The organism is Bacillus sp. USDA818B3_A (assembly GCF_009928415.1).
GTDB lineage: Bacteria > Bacillota > Bacilli > Bacillales > Cytobacillaceae > Neobacillus.
The window spans coordinates 269251-283681 of sequence record NZ_JAABNN010000003.1 but is presented as its reverse complement, the minus strand read 5'-3'; the positions used below and the strand labels follow the sequence as shown (position 1 = coordinate 283681).

General features: G+C 38.0%; 16 protein-coding genes. 15 read left to right on the top strand and 1 reads right to left on the bottom strand.

The features are described from left to right. The first annotated feature begins 46 nt into the window (after positions 1 to 46). From GXK58_RS07640 to fni, 11 genes are all read left to right on the top strand, one after another. The gene (locus tag GXK58_RS07640; protein WP_160721390.1) at positions 47 to 1327 is read left to right on the top strand and encodes a Glu/Leu/Phe/Val family dehydrogenase; all 1281 of its coding nucleotides are present in this window, start codon (positions 47 to 49) and stop codon (positions 1325 to 1327) included. A 128-nt stretch (positions 1328 to 1455) separates the two neighbouring features. Continuing rightward, a complete protein-coding gene (locus GXK58_RS07635) occupies positions 1456 to 2421 on the top strand; it encodes a YpdA family putative bacillithiol disulfide reductase (protein WP_202171318.1) in 966 nt (321 codons plus the stop codon). A 7-nt stretch (positions 2422 to 2428) separates the two neighbouring features. Next, positions 2429 to 3385, top strand: a complete 957-nt coding sequence (locus GXK58_RS07630) for an asparaginase (protein ID WP_160721388.1) — start codon at positions 2429 to 2431, stop codon at positions 3383 to 3385. 114 nt (positions 3386 to 3499) lie between these two features. Next, complete coding sequence (prsW, locus tag GXK58_RS07625; RefSeq protein WP_160721386.1) at positions 3500 to 4192, top strand: glutamic-type intramembrane protease PrsW; 693 nt, start codon at positions 3500 to 3502, stop codon at positions 4190 to 4192. A 183-nt stretch (positions 4193 to 4375) separates the two neighbouring features. Beyond that, positions 4376 to 5068, top strand: coding sequence for a spore cortex-lytic enzyme (gene sleB, locus GXK58_RS07620; RefSeq protein WP_442862461.1), 693 nt, complete (start codon positions 4376 to 4378; stop codon positions 5066 to 5068). A 14-nt stretch (positions 5069 to 5082) separates the two neighbouring features. Continuing rightward, positions 5083 to 6432 (top strand): germination protein YpeB, encoded by a 1350-nt coding sequence (gene ypeB / locus GXK58_RS07615; RefSeq protein WP_160721382.1) that lies wholly within the window; start codon positions 5083 to 5085, stop codon positions 6430 to 6432. A 111-nt stretch (positions 6433 to 6543) separates the two neighbouring features. Continuing rightward, positions 6544 to 6729 (top strand): YpfB family protein, encoded by a 186-nt coding sequence (locus GXK58_RS07610; RefSeq protein WP_160721380.1) that lies wholly within the window; start codon positions 6544 to 6546, stop codon positions 6727 to 6729. 190 nt (positions 6730 to 6919) lie between these two features. Next, positions 6920 to 7594 carry a (d)CMP kinase gene (cmk, locus tag GXK58_RS07605; protein ID WP_160721378.1) on the top strand — a complete coding sequence of 225 codons (675 nt, stop codon included), beginning with the start codon at positions 6920 to 6922 and terminating at the stop codon, positions 7592 to 7594. A 2-nt stretch (positions 7595 to 7596) separates the two neighbouring features. Continuing rightward, positions 7597 to 8178 carry a lysophospholipid acyltransferase family protein gene (locus GXK58_RS07600; RefSeq protein WP_160722180.1) on the top strand — a complete coding sequence of 194 codons (582 nt, stop codon included), beginning with the start codon at positions 7597 to 7599 and terminating at the stop codon, positions 8176 to 8178. A gap of 156 nt (positions 8179 to 8334) precedes the next feature. Next, positions 8335 to 9474, top strand: coding sequence for a 30S ribosomal protein S1 (gene rpsA, locus GXK58_RS07595; protein WP_160721376.1), 1140 nt, complete (start codon positions 8335 to 8337; stop codon positions 9472 to 9474). Positions 9475 to 9485: 11 nt separating this feature from the next. Then, positions 9486 to 10544 (top strand): type 2 isopentenyl-diphosphate Delta-isomerase, encoded by a 1059-nt coding sequence (gene fni, locus GXK58_RS07590; protein ID WP_160721374.1) that lies wholly within the window; start codon positions 9486 to 9488, stop codon positions 10542 to 10544. A gap of 31 nt (positions 10545 to 10575) precedes the next feature. Here the strand turns inward: fni and GXK58_RS07585 are convergent, their stop codons facing one another. Continuing rightward, the gene (locus GXK58_RS07585; RefSeq protein ID WP_160721372.1) at positions 10576 to 10722 is read right to left on the bottom strand and encodes a YpzI family protein; all 147 of its coding nucleotides are present in this window, start codon (positions 10720 to 10722) and stop codon (positions 10576 to 10578) included. Positions 10723 to 10828: 106 nt separating this feature from the next. Here GXK58_RS07585 and GXK58_RS07580 point away from each other — a divergent pair, with 106 nt between their 5' ends. The 4 genes from GXK58_RS07580 (at position 10829) to GXK58_RS07565 (ending at position 14421) form a co-directional block, all read left to right on the top strand. After that, on the top strand, positions 10829 to 11446 hold the full coding sequence (locus GXK58_RS07580; protein WP_160721370.1) for a YphA family membrane protein: 618 nt from the start codon (positions 10829 to 10831) through the stop codon (positions 11444 to 11446). A gap of 168 nt (positions 11447 to 11614) precedes the next feature. Next, on the top strand, positions 11615 to 12925 hold the full coding sequence (gene der / locus GXK58_RS07575; protein ID WP_160721368.1) for a ribosome biogenesis GTPase Der: 1311 nt from the start codon (positions 11615 to 11617) through the stop codon (positions 12923 to 12925). A 22-nt stretch (positions 12926 to 12947) separates the two neighbouring features. After that, complete coding sequence (locus GXK58_RS07570; protein WP_160721366.1) at positions 12948 to 14006, top strand: NAD(P)H-dependent glycerol-3-phosphate dehydrogenase; 1059 nt, start codon at positions 12948 to 12950, stop codon at positions 14004 to 14006. Positions 14007 to 14235: 229 nt separating this feature from the next. Further along, the gene (locus tag GXK58_RS07565; RefSeq protein ID WP_160721364.1) at positions 14236 to 14421 is read left to right on the top strand and encodes a DUF2768 domain-containing protein; all 186 of its coding nucleotides are present in this window, start codon (positions 14236 to 14238) and stop codon (positions 14419 to 14421) included. Positions 14422 to 14431: the final 10 nt, after the last annotated feature.

The following is a 14431-nucleotide window of genomic DNA, read 5'->3' as shown; positions in this document are numbered from 1 at the left end:
TCTCTGAATAGACAACAATCGTAAAGCTTTTCTAGGAGGATTTTAAATGGTTGCGGAAAAAGCAAATGGTCAAACTAATCAAGAGGGAGAACATCACGATGTGTTGAAATCAACACAAACAGTTATACATAAGGCCCTTGAAAAGTTAGGTTATCCTGAAGAAGTTTATGAGCTCTTAAAGGAGCCGCTTCGTTTGCTGACAGTGAAAATTCCAATAAGAATGGATGACGGTTCAATTAAAATATTTACCGGATACCGTGCTCAACATAATGATGCCGTTGGTCCAACAAAGGGCGGTATTCGTTTCCATCCCAATGTAACAGAAACCGAGGTGAAAGCCCTTTCGATTTGGATGAGTCTGAAGTGCGGGATTGTCGATCTTCCTTACGGCGGAGGAAAAGGAGGAATCGTCTGTGACCCGCGTGATATGTCTTTTAGAGAGCTTGAAAGATTAAGCCGCGGGTATGTAAGGGCAATAAGCCAAATTGTTGGACCGGCAAAGGATATTCCCGCTCCAGATGTATTTACTAATTCACAAATTATGGCCTGGATGATGGACGAATATAGTCGGATTGATGAAATTAATTCCCCTGGATTTATTACCGGAAAACCGCTTGTATTAGGTGGTTCACATGGACGAGAATCTGCAACTGCAAAAGGTGTAACCATCTGTATCCGTGAAGCCGCCAAAAAGAAAGGCATTCAAATTGAAGGAGCCAAGGTGGTGGTTCAAGGCTTTGGGAATGCAGGAAGTTATTTATCAAAGTTTATGCATGATGCAGGTGCAAAAGTAGTCGGTATTTCAGATGCTTACGGGGCATTGTATGATCCAAACGGCTTGGACATTGATTACCTATTAGATAGAAGAGACAGCTTTGGAACAGTAACTAAACTATTTAATAATACAATTACGAATAAAGAACTACTTGAACTTGATTGTGATATTTTAGTGCCTGCAGCGATTGAAAATCAAATTACAGGAGAAAATGCTCATAATATTCGTGCAAAAATTGTGGTTGAGGCAGCGAATGGCCCTACTACTTTAGAGGCAACAGAAATATTGACGGAGCGTGGTATTTTATTGGTTCCGGATGTATTAGCATCTGCCGGAGGGGTAACAGTTTCCTATTTTGAGTGGGTACAAAATAATCAAGGTTATTATTGGACAGAAGAAGAAGTAGAAGAAAAGCTTGAAAAAGTTATGGTAAAGTCGTTTAATAATATATTCGATACAGCGCAGACACGCCGTGTGGATATGCGGCTTGCGGCCTATATGATCGGCGTAAGAAAAATGGCTGAAGCCAGTCGATTCAGAGGCTGGATTTAGACGCACAACTATCTATAGAAGTTTTGTTTGTTGAAACAAGACGAGAAATCTCCTATCATGATACGGTAGGAGTTTTTTTTTATAAAAATAATCCTTATATATAATTTATTGTTAAGGAGCTGGCAATAATGGAAGATGTCATCATCGTCGGTGGGGGACCTTGCGGATTAGCCGCAGCTATTGCTTTACAAGAAGCCGGCAAGAAGCCTTTAATCATAGAAAAAGGCAATGTCGTGAATTCAATTTATCATTATCCAACACATCAAACCTTTTTTAGTACGAGTGAGAAATTAGAAATAGGCGGATTCCCTTTTGTTACAGACAGTTATAAACCGAAAAGAAACCAGGCACTGGTGTATTACAGGGAAGTAGCTAAGCGTAAACAATTGAGGATAAATGCCTTTGAAACCGTATTAGAAGTTTCAAAGGAGAATAGTATTTTCCAGGTTAAGACTGATAAAGATACCTATCAGACCCAATATGTTGTGATTGCTACCGGATATTATGACCATCCAAATTATATGAATGTTCCCGGAGAGGATTTGTCAAAGGTTTTCCATTATTTTAAGGAAGCACATCCCTATTTTGATAAAGATGTATGCGTGATTGGGGGCAAGAATTCGAGTGTAGATGCGGCAATTGAACTTGTAAAGGCGGGAGCGCGTGTCACCGTTTTATACCGGGGGAAAGAATATTCATCTAGTATAAAACCATGGATTCTTCCTGAGTTTGAATCGTTGGTGAAGAATGGGACAATCATCATGGAGTTTCAAGCAGAAGTAAAAGAAATTACCCCTGAACATGTCATCTATAGTAAGGAAGGGGAACAAAAAACGATTAAGAATGATTTTGTTTTTGCGATGACAGGCTACCATCCAGATCATAAGTTTTTAGTGAAAATGGGTGTTGGAATTGATGAAGAAACAGGACGGCCAATTTATAATTTTGATACAATGGAAACGAACATAAACGGTATCTATATTGCAGGAGTAATTGCTGCAGGTAATAATGCTAATGAAATATTTATCGAAAATGGCCGCTTCCATGGCGGGCAGATTGCACAATCTATATTAGAAAAGGAAGCTAAAGGGTGATTAGCAAATGAAAAAAGTCGTACTTTTAACAACAGGCGGTACAATTGCCAGTAAACCTAATAAAACTTCTGGGAAATTAGCTTCAGGAGCCATAACAGGCGAAGAACTTGCTGCCATGTGTAATTTGCCAAACGAAATAGAAGTGATCGTTGAGTCTGTTTTTCAAAAAGCTAGTATCCATATTACCTTTGATGATTTAATCCATTTGAAAAATAAAATAAACGATTACTTTAAGGATGAAACTGTCTCCGGTGTTGTAGTCACCCATGGGACGGATACGATGGAGGAGACTGCTTATTTTCTGGATTTAACCATAAACGACCGCCGGCCTATTGTTGTTACAGGATCGCAGCGTTCACCGGAAGAACTGGGCAGTGATGTATATATTAATTTACGACATGCAATCTATTCAGCTTGTTCTTTGGATTTACTAGATGTCGGTACAGTGGTTGTATTTAATGAACGGATTTTTGCCGCCAGGTATGTAAAAAAGGAGCATGCTTCGAACATTCAAGGATTCAATGCTTTTGGTTTTGGCTATCTGGGGATTATCGATAATGATCAGGTCCATGTTTTTCAAAAACCTATTAAAAGAGAATATTATCCGCTCAAATCTTCTATTCCTGAAGTTGAAATTATTAAATGTTATATCGGAGCGGATGGTAAATTTATTAAAGCTGCTCGAGAAGCAGGTGTAGCCGGTATCGTTCTCGAAGGGGTTGGCCGAGGCCAGGTAGCTCCAAAAATGATGGAAGAAATTGAAAAATCCATTAAAGCAGGCATAAAGATAGTGATTACGACCAGCGCAGAAGAAGGAGCTGTGTATACAACCTACGATTATGAAGGCAGTGCCTATGACCTTTACAAAAAAGGAGTAATTCTAGGCAGTGATAACGATTCTAAAAAAGCTAGAATGAAATTGGCAGTAGCTATGGCTAGTGGATTGGATACCATTAATTTTTAGATGCGGATTCATACTTGGGGTTGGTAATCTATAGGTGAAAAGAGAGAATCTTTCATTTTAATTATAGACTATACATGGTACCATTAAGAAAAAGGATTGGAAAAGAGGTTCAGCATGCTTGGAATATTATCTGCCGGAGTTGCTCCAGGTTTGGCTTTATTAAGTTATTTTTATTTGAAAGATGAGTATGAGCCAGAGCCTATTTCCTTTGTTTTTCGAACTTTTTTGTATGGAGTCCTGCTTGTTTTTCCCATTATGTTTATTCAGCACGTATTAGAAACTGAGCACTTATTGAAGTCCGATCTATTAGATGCCTTCTTCGGCTCAGGCATTCTCGAAGAATTTTTTAAATGGTTTATCCTTTTTTATCTTATATACCAACATGTGGAGTTTGATGAACCATTTGATGGGATTGTCTATGGGGTAGCAGTTTCCCTAGGCTTTGCTACTGTTGAAAATATTTTTTATCTAATTGCAAATGGAATTGAGCATGCCATGACTCGTGCATTATTACCAGTTTCAAGCCATGCCTTATTTGGCGTTATTATGGGCTATTATCTAGGTAAAGCCAAGTTTACCAAAGGAATTAAAGTAAAATGGCTCTTACTGTCTTTGGTTTTGCCAATTCTCCTACATGGTTCCTATGATTATATTTTGCTATCCCTTGAAAATTGGTTATATATTATATTCCCATTTATGATTTTCTTATGGTGGTTCGGTTTAAGAAAAGTAAAAAATGCGAAAATATTAAGTGCTAATCACTTTAAAAAACAATTCCCGGATCAAAAAGCTCAAGCACCGGTTTAACTTTTATGAGCTCGGAAACCCCTTCAACTTTGTTGAAGGGGTTTTTTTCTATATTAATTGGAATAAAAACACTAATAAAACAAAAAATAGGGTTACTGCTAAAAAGATTCATAAGGGGGTTATTATTCCATGACTAAGAAAAGTATTCTAATCAAAGTTTCTATTCTAATCTTTTCTTGTCTTATGCCATTTTCTTTATTGGAAAATCATAAGGTATTTGCCTTTACCAATCAGGTAATCCAAAGAGGAGCATCTGGTGAGGATGTCATTGAACTGCAGTCCAGGCTTAAGTATATCGGTTTCTATCACGGGAAGATTGATGGGGTTTTTGGATGGAGTACATACTGGGCATTAAGAAATTTTCAATATGAATTTGGGCTGCCGATTGATGGACTTGCTGGAGCAACAACCAAAGCGAAGTTAACCAAAGCTACAAAATATAATAAACAAACAGCAAAAAATTCTGCTGCACCTAAATCAACTGGAACAAAAACGACTGCAACAAATACACCCAAGGGCTTTTCACAGAATGATATTCGCTTAATGGCCAACGCGGTAAATGGGGAATCACGAGGAGAACCGTATACTGGTCAAGTTGCAGTTGCTGCCGTTATTTTGAATCGAGTCAATAGTCCTTCGTTCCCAAACACAGTTTCCGGGGTTATTTTTGAACCAGGTGCATTTACGGCTGTCGCTGATGGCCAAATTTGGCTGACACCTAACGAAACTTCAAAAAAAGCAGTATTAGATGCTATTAATGGATGGGATCCGACTGGTGAAGCGTTGTACTACTTCAATCCTGCTACAGCTACAAGCAGCTGGATTTGGGGAAGGCCGCAAATTAAACGTATTGGTCAACATATTTTCTGTAAATAGAGAGGTGATTATAAATGATTAGAGGTATTTTGATCGGTATTCTAGCAATAGGTGTTGCAGGGACAGCTTATTGGGGCTATCAAGAACATCAAGAGAAAAACGCAGTTCTTATTAATGCAGAAAACAACTATCAACGAGCATTTCACAATTTAACGTATCGAATGGACCTACTGAATGATAAGATTGGGTCCACCTTAGCAATGAATTCGAAAGAATCCCTATCTCCATCACTCATCGAAGTATGGAGACTAACATCACAGGCCCATGGGGATGTGGGACAGCTCCCGTTAACACTTTTACCATTTAATAAAACAGAAGAGTTCTTGGCGAATATTGGGGATTTCAGTTATCGGACTGCAGTAAGAGATTTATCGAAGGATCCTTTGACGGACAAGGAATATCAAACCCTTAAAACATTGTACAAACAGTCCGGTGATATTCAGGGAGAACTTCGAAATGTTCAGCATTTGGTATTGAAAAATAACCTTCGCTGGATGGATGTCGAACTTGCACTTGCAACTGGAAAGGAAAATACAGATAATACAATAATTGATGGTTTTAAGACCGTTGAGAAGACGGTAACAAACTTTGAAGAATCTGATTTTGGTTCCACATTTGCAAATTTACAAAAAAAGGACGAAAACTATAATAAAATAAAAGGTAAAACCATTTCTCGACAAGAAGCAATCCAGATTGCTAAGAAATATATGAAATTTGACGGTAATGCCACAGTAAAGGTGACGAATAATGGAAAAGGATCAGATTTTGGTTTTTACAGCGTTTCCATTAAAAACAAGAAAACTGGTCAAGAATCCAGTATGGATATTACCAAAAAAGCTGGACACCCAATTTGGTTTATTAATAACAGGGACATAAAGAAACAAACACTAAGTTTAAATGAGTCAACTAATAAAGCAGCAAAATTTTTAAAAGATACCGGTTTTGAAAAAATGGAAATATTTGAGAGTGCGCAATATGACAATATAGGAGTATTTAATTTTGTAACAAATTTAAATGGAGTTAGGATTTACCCAGAAGCTGTGAAGGTTAAGGTAGCTCTCGATAATGGGGATATCATTGGTGTTTCTGCAGAGGAGTATTTAAAGTCCTTTCAAACTCGAACAATTGAGAAACCTGTGCTTACCCTTGAGCAGGCTCGGGCAAAGGTAAATCCAAAATTAAAAGTGATGGAAAATCGTCAAGCCGTAATTGTGAATGATTTAAATGATGAAGTATTATGCTATGAGTTCTTAGGGACATTGGGTGATGATACGTACCGCATCTATATTAATGCTAAATCAGGAATAGAAGAAGAAGTAGAAAAGCTGAAAAATGCTGAAGCAACCTACGAAGATGTTCTATGAGGGGAAAACCAGGTTTTTCCCTCTTTTTTTAAATTCCCAGCAGAACCAGTGACGAATAAAAGCGAATAGCCGCTCCAATAATAAAGAATATATGGTCATGGAGTGATTATCATGAAGACGGTTGAGAGAATCCTAATTAAATTGGTCATCGTTCAATTCACCTTTTTATTTTTATCACAAATACTATTTCATCAGATGGATATCTTTCCACAAATTAAACATTTGGCAAGGTATGAAGGTGTTAATAATAGTACCTTTACGGAAATTCTTCAAACCTTTCAGAAAAAGAATGAATAAACCAAAGAATCCCTTAATAGGAAAGCATTCCTTCCGTATTAACTGGAAGGAGTATGCTTTCCTATTTTCTTAGAAGCGGACTTCATTTAATTATTTTTCTTTGAATTAACATGTAAAAAAAAGAGGCTTATCTATATCTTGTGGTAAAATATATAGTGTAGATGTGATTTTCAAGCATTTAGGAGGATTTATGGAAAACAAAATATCAATCGCAATTGACGGTCCAGCCGCAGCCGGGAAGAGTACAGTAGCAAAAATAGTGGCAGAAAAATTATCCTATATTTATATCGATACTGGCGCAATGTATAGAGCTTTGACATATAAAGCAATAATTAACGAGCTGGATTTAGAAGATGAGGAATCTTTATTGGATACACTTCTATCTGCGGTTATTGAACTAAAGCCCTCTGAAAAAGGACAATTAGTTTATCTAGACAATGATAATGTAACTGATTTAATCCGCTCGGCTAAAGTCACTAATTCTGTATCCTATGTGGCCAGGCTGCCAAAAGTAAGAGAAGAAATGGTTAAGAGACAACAAGCATTTGCGGTAGAATGCGGAGTTGTCATGGATGGACGAGATATTGGGACACATGTTTTGCCTAATGCGGAAGTAAAGGTGTTTTTGCTTGCCAGTGTTGAGGAGCGGGCTGAAAGGCGCCATGCTGAAAACCTCGAAAAGGGCTTCCCATCTGATTTGGAAAAATTAAAAGAAGAAATTGCAAAGAGAGATAAACTTGATTCAGAACGTGAAGTAGCCCCATTAAAGAAGGCAAGTGATGCGATTGAAATCGACACAACCTCTATGACCATTCCTGATGTCGTTGATCAAATAATGGCTCTTGTGCATGAAAGGATTGGATGAGTGTGACGTTTTACGGATTTGCTAGATCTGTGGTTTATACCATTTTTAAACCGTGGTACAGAATTCAAGCGATTGGAGTAGAAAATATCCCCAAAGAGGGAGGAGTACTTCTTTGTGCCAACCATATTTCCGTACTCGACCCAATTGTTGTCGGTATTATGTGTCCCCGCCCTGTTCATTATATGGCTAAGGACGAGCTTTTTCAGGTTCCGGTCCTTGGAGGGATTGTTAGAAAGTGTAATGCTTTCCCGGTAAAAAGGGGATTTAATGACCGAGAGGCTCTGAGGACAGGATTAAAGCTTTTAAAGGACGGAAATGTTTTTGGACTTTTTCCAGAAGGAACAAGAAGCAAAAACGGTGAATTAGGAAAGGGGCTTTCAGGAGCAGGTTTTTTTGCATTAAGAACAGATGCTCAGGTAGTTCCATGTGCAGTCATTGGTCCGTATAAAAGTCTGAACAAATTAAAAATGGTATACGGCAAACCAATTGATATGACTGAAATGAGGCAGTCAAAAGCTTCAGCAGAGCAGGTTACTGAATTAATTATGTCAGAAATTGATAAACTTATAAAAGAGCATAAATAGGTTCTGCTTGACAAAAAAGGTGATTTGTAAGAAGTTTATAAAAAGGGATTTTTTTTGAAAATTCTTGTTGTTTGGTTTTATATGTGGTGAAGCTGTGTGCTTATCACCAAATCATATATAGATTTTTATGAGTAAATGGATTAAGGAGGAATACATATGTCGGAAGAATTAAATCAAGTTGAAGTGAAAAGCTTTGAAATCGGGGATAAAGTAACTGGACAAGTTACAAAAGTAGAAGAAAAACAGGTGCTTGTTAATATTCCAGGCAGTAAACTAGATGGTATTATCCCAATCAGTGAACTTTCAAGCCTCCATATTGAAAAGGCATCTGACGCTGCTAAAGAAGGCGATGAACTAGAATTAGAGGTGACTAAAGTAGAGGAAGATGCTCTAGTTCTATCAAAGCGGAAAGTGGATGCAGAGAAAGCCTGGGAGATATTAGAACAAAAATTCCAAGCTGGAGAAGTATTCGAAACAGAGGTTAAGGACGTTGTAAAAGGCGGTCTAGTTGTTGATCTCGGCGTTCGCGGATTTGTTCCAGCTTCACTAGTGGAAGCGCATTTTGTCGAGGATTTCAGCGATTACAAAGGCCGTACACTTTCCTTTAAAATCGTTGAACTTGATAAGGAAAAAAATCGTCTGATACTTTCCCATCGTGCTGTAGTAGAAGAAGAAAAAGGAAAATTAAAACAAAACCGATTAGGTTCAATAGAAGCTGGGCAGGTTATCGATGGCACTGTTCAGAGAATTACTGATTTTGGTGCATTTGTAGATATCGGTGGGATCGATGGACTTGTTCATATTTCACAGCTATCACATGAACATGTGAATAAGCCAACAGATGTGGTGCAAGAAGGACAGCAAGTCAAAGTAAAAGTATTAAGTGTTGATCGCAATAATGAGAGAATTTCCTTATCAATAAAGGATACCCTTCCAGGACCTTGGAGTAATATCTCTGAAAAGGCTCCAAAAGGAAGTGTGCATACTGGAACAGTAAAAAGATTAGTTTCTTACGGTGCTTTTGTAGAGGTATTCCCTGGTGTAGAAGGACTTGTTCATATTTCACAAATTGCTCATAAACATATTGGTACCCCTCATGAAGTTTTAAAAGAGGGTCAGGAAGTACAAGTGAAGGTTCTTGATGTAAATGAGCAGGATCAGCGTTTATCATTAAGCATTAAGGAATTGCTTGAAAAAGAAGTCGAGGAAAACTTTGATTACGAGCTTCCGGAAGAATCTAAAGGATTCCAGCTTGGAGAAATGATCGGAGATAAACTAAAGAATCTAGGAAAATAATGGTGATGTAAGTGTCTAGAGCTGAACGAAAATGGGATCACATTCGCTTTGCCCTTGAAAATAGGCAAAACCGTTCTACAGTTTTCGATGATATTAAATTTATTCACCAAAGCTTACCGGATATCAATGTATCTGAGGTTCAATTAAATGATGAAATTGGCGAACTTTCTTTAAGTTCGCCAATTTTTATCAATGCCATGACAGGCGGCGGCGGAGAAAAAACATATCAAATCAACAAGCAGCTCGCAATCGCTGCAAAACAAACAGGGCTGGCAATGGCTGTAGGATCACAAATGTCTGCAATTAAAGATCAACATGAAAGATATACATATGAAATTGTCCGTAAAGAAAACCCTAACGGACTTGTCATAGCCAATTTAGGCAGTGAGGCAACTGTGGAAAATGCAAAATTAGCAATTGATATGATTGATGCTGATGCCTTACAAATCCATTTAAATGTCATTCAGGAACTAACCATGCCTGAGGGAGATCGAGACTTTTGTGGTTCACTAAAAAGAATAGAAGAAATCTCAAAAGGAGTGGGTGTACCTGTAATTGTAAAGGAAGTAGGCTTTGGTATGTCTAAAGAAACCATTTCTTCCTTATTTTCAGCAGGGGTTTCAATTGTCGACGTTGGGGGTTCCGGGGGGACCAATTTTGCGGAAATTGAAAATAAGCGCAGGAAGCAGCCCCTTCCTTTCTTTAATGATTGGGGGATACCTACCCCTATTTCAATCCTTGAGGCCGCGAGTACAGCTAATGGGGGGCCGATCATTGGTTCCGGCGGATTTTCCTCAAGTTTAGATATCGCTAAGGGATTAGCCCTTGGAGCAAGTGCCATCGGTATGTCTGGTTATTTCCTGAAAATTCTTTTAGAAGAAGGCATGGATGAATTAATCGAAGGAATAAGAACCTTGCATCAGGAATTAATTATGATCATGACTGCATTAGGTGCTATGTCTATTCCGGATTTAAGGAAGGCTCCTCTTATTATTTCTGGTGAAACCTATCACTGGTTGGATCAAAGAGGGATAGATACGAAAAAATACAGCCAGCGTAAGATAAAATAAAGCTCTCGCGTCCGCGAGAGCTTTATTTTATCTACTCATCGTACTTTCCGTCGTTTAAATCCCTTGCTTCCTCGGGACTTGATAATTTTGTGGCGCCTTTATAATGTAATGCCTGGTCACGATCTGACTCCACTTTTCTACTAGCCTTCAACTTTTTTTCTTGGCGGTCTTTTCCCATTTTCCACACCTCCTCTTTATAAGATGAATCACGATTGAAATATTATTCAAAGAAGTATGAAAGTACATAATGTTTACCAATAATGAAAATAATAGGAGGTGTATGTATGGAAGGTTCGATGTTTTATTGGATCTGTTGGTCCTTTTGGGTGTATTTGACATTTCTGACAGATAAGAAAAACCCCTACCGACTTAAGCTATCTGCCATTATTCTAATTGTCATCCTTTTATCCAATTATCAATTTGGTATTGGTGAATTTAAAATTCATACTAGCGGCTTATTTTTATTAGTAATGTGCTATCTATTTTTCAGTCAAGAAAAACGAGGGAAAGTGATTTACTACTATATTTGTTCGTTAATTGTTTCAATTGGTTATGTGACCTTTCATTTATTTGAGATTTTTGATCCCATCTGGATTATTTTTAAAAAGGAATGGATGATGGGAATTTGTTTTGGATACCTGGCCATTCTGCTCCAGAAAACCTTAAAAGGCAGAATATTGATAACCATTTGCGGCACTCTGCAAGGGGAGTTTTTATATGCTTATACGCTAAGTAAGATCCCTTTTCCATATACAATAAGCGGGTTTGAATATCTTGATGTTTGTGCGCTAATTTCCGCTTTACTGTGGGGATGGAGTGTAATTGAAAATGCAGGTTCCTATATTCAAACTCATTATCCAGTTTTTGAAAAGGGAAAACAAAAATCGTCTCAAATCAGATGATTGGATAATCCCTTCCATTGCGGGAAAGGTTTAACATTGTTAAAATAATTGAAGTTAGGCCCTTCTTGTTCTTTAGAAGGGTTTCTTTACTTAAGTAAGAACTTTCAATTTGATCATGCTAACTTAATCATTTTTTATGAAATATATTTAGAAAGGATGGCGATTTTAATGGTAAAACCCGTTATTGCCATTGTAGGAAGACCAAACGTAGGAAAATCCACCATTTTTAATAGGATTGTTGGTGAGCGTGTCTCCATAGTAGAGGACATACCAGGAGTAACGAGAGATCGGATTTACAGTTCAGGTGAATGGTTAACACATGACTTTAATGTGATTGATACAGGTGGAATTGATATCGGTGATGAACCGTTTTTAGAGCAAATTCGTCAGCAGGCAGAAGTGGCTATCGATGAAGCGGATGTCATTATCTTTTTAGCAAATGGCCGGGAAGGGGTAACAGCTGCTGATGAAGAAGTAGCAAAAATCCTCTATAAGTCAAAAAAACCAGTCGTATTAGGGGTTAATAAGATAGATAACCCTGAAATGAGGGAATTTATTTATGATTTCTATTCATTAGGATTTGGTGAACCTATTCCTGTTTCTGGGTCACATGGACTCGGCCTTGGGGATTTATTAGACGAGGCAGCTAAGCACTTTCCAAAAAATAAGCCATTGGAATATGATGAAGATGTAATCAAATTTTCGTTAATTGGACGGCCAAATGTTGGTAAGTCTTCATTAGTAAATGCTATATTAGGAGAAGAACGGGTAATTGTCAGCAATATTGCTGGTACCACTCGGGACGCGGTCGATTCTCCATATACTTATAACGGCCAAAAATATGTCATTATTGATACAGCGGGAATAAGAAAAAAGGGTAAAGTCTATGAGAGTACAGAAAAGTATAGTGTGCTGCGAGCTTTAAGAGCAATCGAACGTTCCGATGTTGTTTTAGTAGTAATAAATGCAGAAGAAGGAATTATTGAGCAAGACAAGAAAATTGCGGGATATGCCCATGAGGCCGGACGAGCTGTTGTTATCGTAGTAAATAAATGGGATGCAGTCGAAAAAGATGAGAAGACCATGAAAGAGTTAGAACAAAAAATTAGAGAACATTTCTTATTTTTAAGTTACGCTCCGATTGTCTTCTTATCGGCTAAAACGAAAAAACGGATCCATACATTGATGCCAATGATCGATACCGCAAGTGAAAACCACTCAATGCGTGTGGAAACAAGTGTATTGAATGATGTGATTATGGATGCAGTCGCAATGAACCCTACACCATCTGACAAAGGGAAACGGTTAAAGATTTACTATGCAACACAAGTAGCAGTTAAACCTCCAACCTTTGTTGTGTTTGTCAATGAGCCGGAATTAATGCATTTTTCCTATCAGCGTTTTCTAGAAAATAGGATCAGAGATGCTTTTGGATTTGAGGGAACGCCAATTAAGATTTATGCGCGAGAAAGAAAATAATAAAAAGGTGAGGTGAATAGTTATGCAGGAGGTAAACAAGACCACAATAGCAGTTATTGGGGCAGGAAGCTGGGGAACTGCCCTTGCAATTGTATTGGCAGATAACGACCATGAAGTACGTTTGTGGAGTCATAACGAGGATCAGGTGAAGGAAATCAATCAATCCCACACGAATAAAAAATATTTACCTGAGATCATTCTGCCAGAGTTAATTGTCGGTTATGCCTCACTTAGTGATGCCTTGGCGGGAGTAGATAACATCATCCTAGCTGTTCCTACAAAAGCCATCCGGGAAGTGCTTGGGAAAATCCGGGCTATTCAAAAAACCCCGCTTGTGATCACTCATGTAAGTAAAGGGATTGAGCCTAACACCTTGTTACGAATTACCGAAATTATTCAAGAAGAAATGCCAAAAGAGATTCTGAAGGATGTTGTGGTTTTATCGGGCCCAAGTCATGCCGAAGAGGTGAGTCTGAGACACCCGACAACAGTTGCTGTTTCATCTGAAAATATGGAAGCGGCCGAACTTATCCAAGATTTATTTATCAATCAAAACTTCCGTGTCTATACTAATTCAGATGTCGTTGGTGTGGAGATTGGCGGGGCATTGAAGAATATTATTGCCCTGGCTGCAGGCATCACAGACGGACTTGGTTACGGTGACAATGCCAAAGCGGCTTTAATGACACGTGGATTGGCTGAAATTGCCCGGCTCGGAACAAAAATAGGTGCTAACCCTTTAACATTTTCAGGATTAACAGGAATCGGAGATCTCATTGTTACGTGTACAAGTGTTCATTCAAGAAACTGGAAGGCAGGGAATCTGCTGGGTAAGGGAAAAACACTTAACGAGGTACTAGAAAGCATGGGCATGGTGGTTGAAGGGGTAAGAACAACAAAAGCGGCCTATCAGCTTGCACAAAAGTATGATGTTCAAATGCCAATTACAACTGCTCTTTATAATGTATTATTTAATGGTAAAAACGCCAAGGATGCCGTTGATGTGCTGATGTCGCGGGGCCGGACACATGAAATGGAAGATTTAGTGAATGTCCTTGAAGAAAAATCACTTGAAGACTAAAAAATGTGCGTTTTTATTAAGAAAATAGGCTATTTTCTGATGCTTTTTTTCTCTAGGTTGCATACAATGCAACGAAGCAACCTGGTAGTAACCGTTGGAGAATGGGTTATTTAGTCCAAAACTGGCTGAAGTAAAGAATTCGCCCCTCTTTACTTCAGTTTTTTTATTTAAAATTTTTTTATAATAATACCTATGTTATAATTAATTTTTGAAAAAGGGGGAATATGTTTTGTCACCAGCTATGATGAAGATGTGGATATCCATTGCAGGTATGGCTTTAATGTTTCTTGCCATTATCACCATTTATTTAAGCAGGTATAAGTTTAAAGGGGTATTTCGTATCATAACTGCTATAATGGCTTATTTATTTATGATTGTTGCAGGATTGACCTTATTGATTGTTTTCTTGACTTGAATAATAATTG

Bases quoted from the DNA above. Each gene is read 5' to 3' on its own strand.
- GXK58_RS07640 (WP_160721390.1), top strand. From the start codon at position 47: ATGGTTGCGGAAAAAGCAAATGGTCAAACTAATCAAGAGGGAGAACAT.
- GXK58_RS07635 (WP_202171318.1), top strand. From the start codon at position 1,456: ATGGAAGATGTCATCATCGTCGGTGGGGGACCTTGCGGATTAGCCGCA.
- GXK58_RS07630 (WP_160721388.1), top strand. From the start codon at position 2,429: ATGAAAAAAGTCGTACTTTTAACAACAGGCGGTACAATTGCCAGTAAA.
- prsW (WP_160721386.1), top strand. From the start codon at position 3,500: ATGCTTGGAATATTATCTGCCGGAGTTGCTCCAGGTTTGGCTTTATTA.
- sleB (WP_442862461.1), top strand. From the start codon at position 4,376: ATGCCATTTTCTTTATTGGAAAATCATAAGGTATTTGCCTTTACCAAT.
- ypeB (WP_160721382.1), top strand. From the start codon at position 5,083: ATGATTAGAGGTATTTTGATCGGTATTCTAGCAATAGGTGTTGCAGGG.
- GXK58_RS07610 (WP_160721380.1), top strand. From the start codon at position 6,544: ATGAAGACGGTTGAGAGAATCCTAATTAAATTGGTCATCGTTCAATTC.
- cmk (WP_160721378.1), top strand. From the start codon at position 6,920: ATGGAAAACAAAATATCAATCGCAATTGACGGTCCAGCCGCAGCCGGG.
- rpsA (WP_160721376.1), top strand. From the start codon at position 8,335: ATGTCGGAAGAATTAAATCAAGTTGAAGTGAAAAGCTTTGAAATCGGG.
- GXK58_RS07585 (WP_160721372.1), bottom strand. From the start codon at position 10,722: ATGGGAAAAGACCGCCAAGAAAAAAAGTTGAAGGCTAGTAGAAAAGTG.
- GXK58_RS07580 (WP_160721370.1), top strand. From the start codon at position 10,829: ATGGAAGGTTCGATGTTTTATTGGATCTGTTGGTCCTTTTGGGTGTAT.
- der (WP_160721368.1), top strand. From the start codon at position 11,615: ATGGTAAAACCCGTTATTGCCATTGTAGGAAGACCAAACGTAGGAAAA.
- GXK58_RS07570 (WP_160721366.1), top strand. From the start codon at position 12,948: ATGCAGGAGGTAAACAAGACCACAATAGCAGTTATTGGGGCAGGAAGC.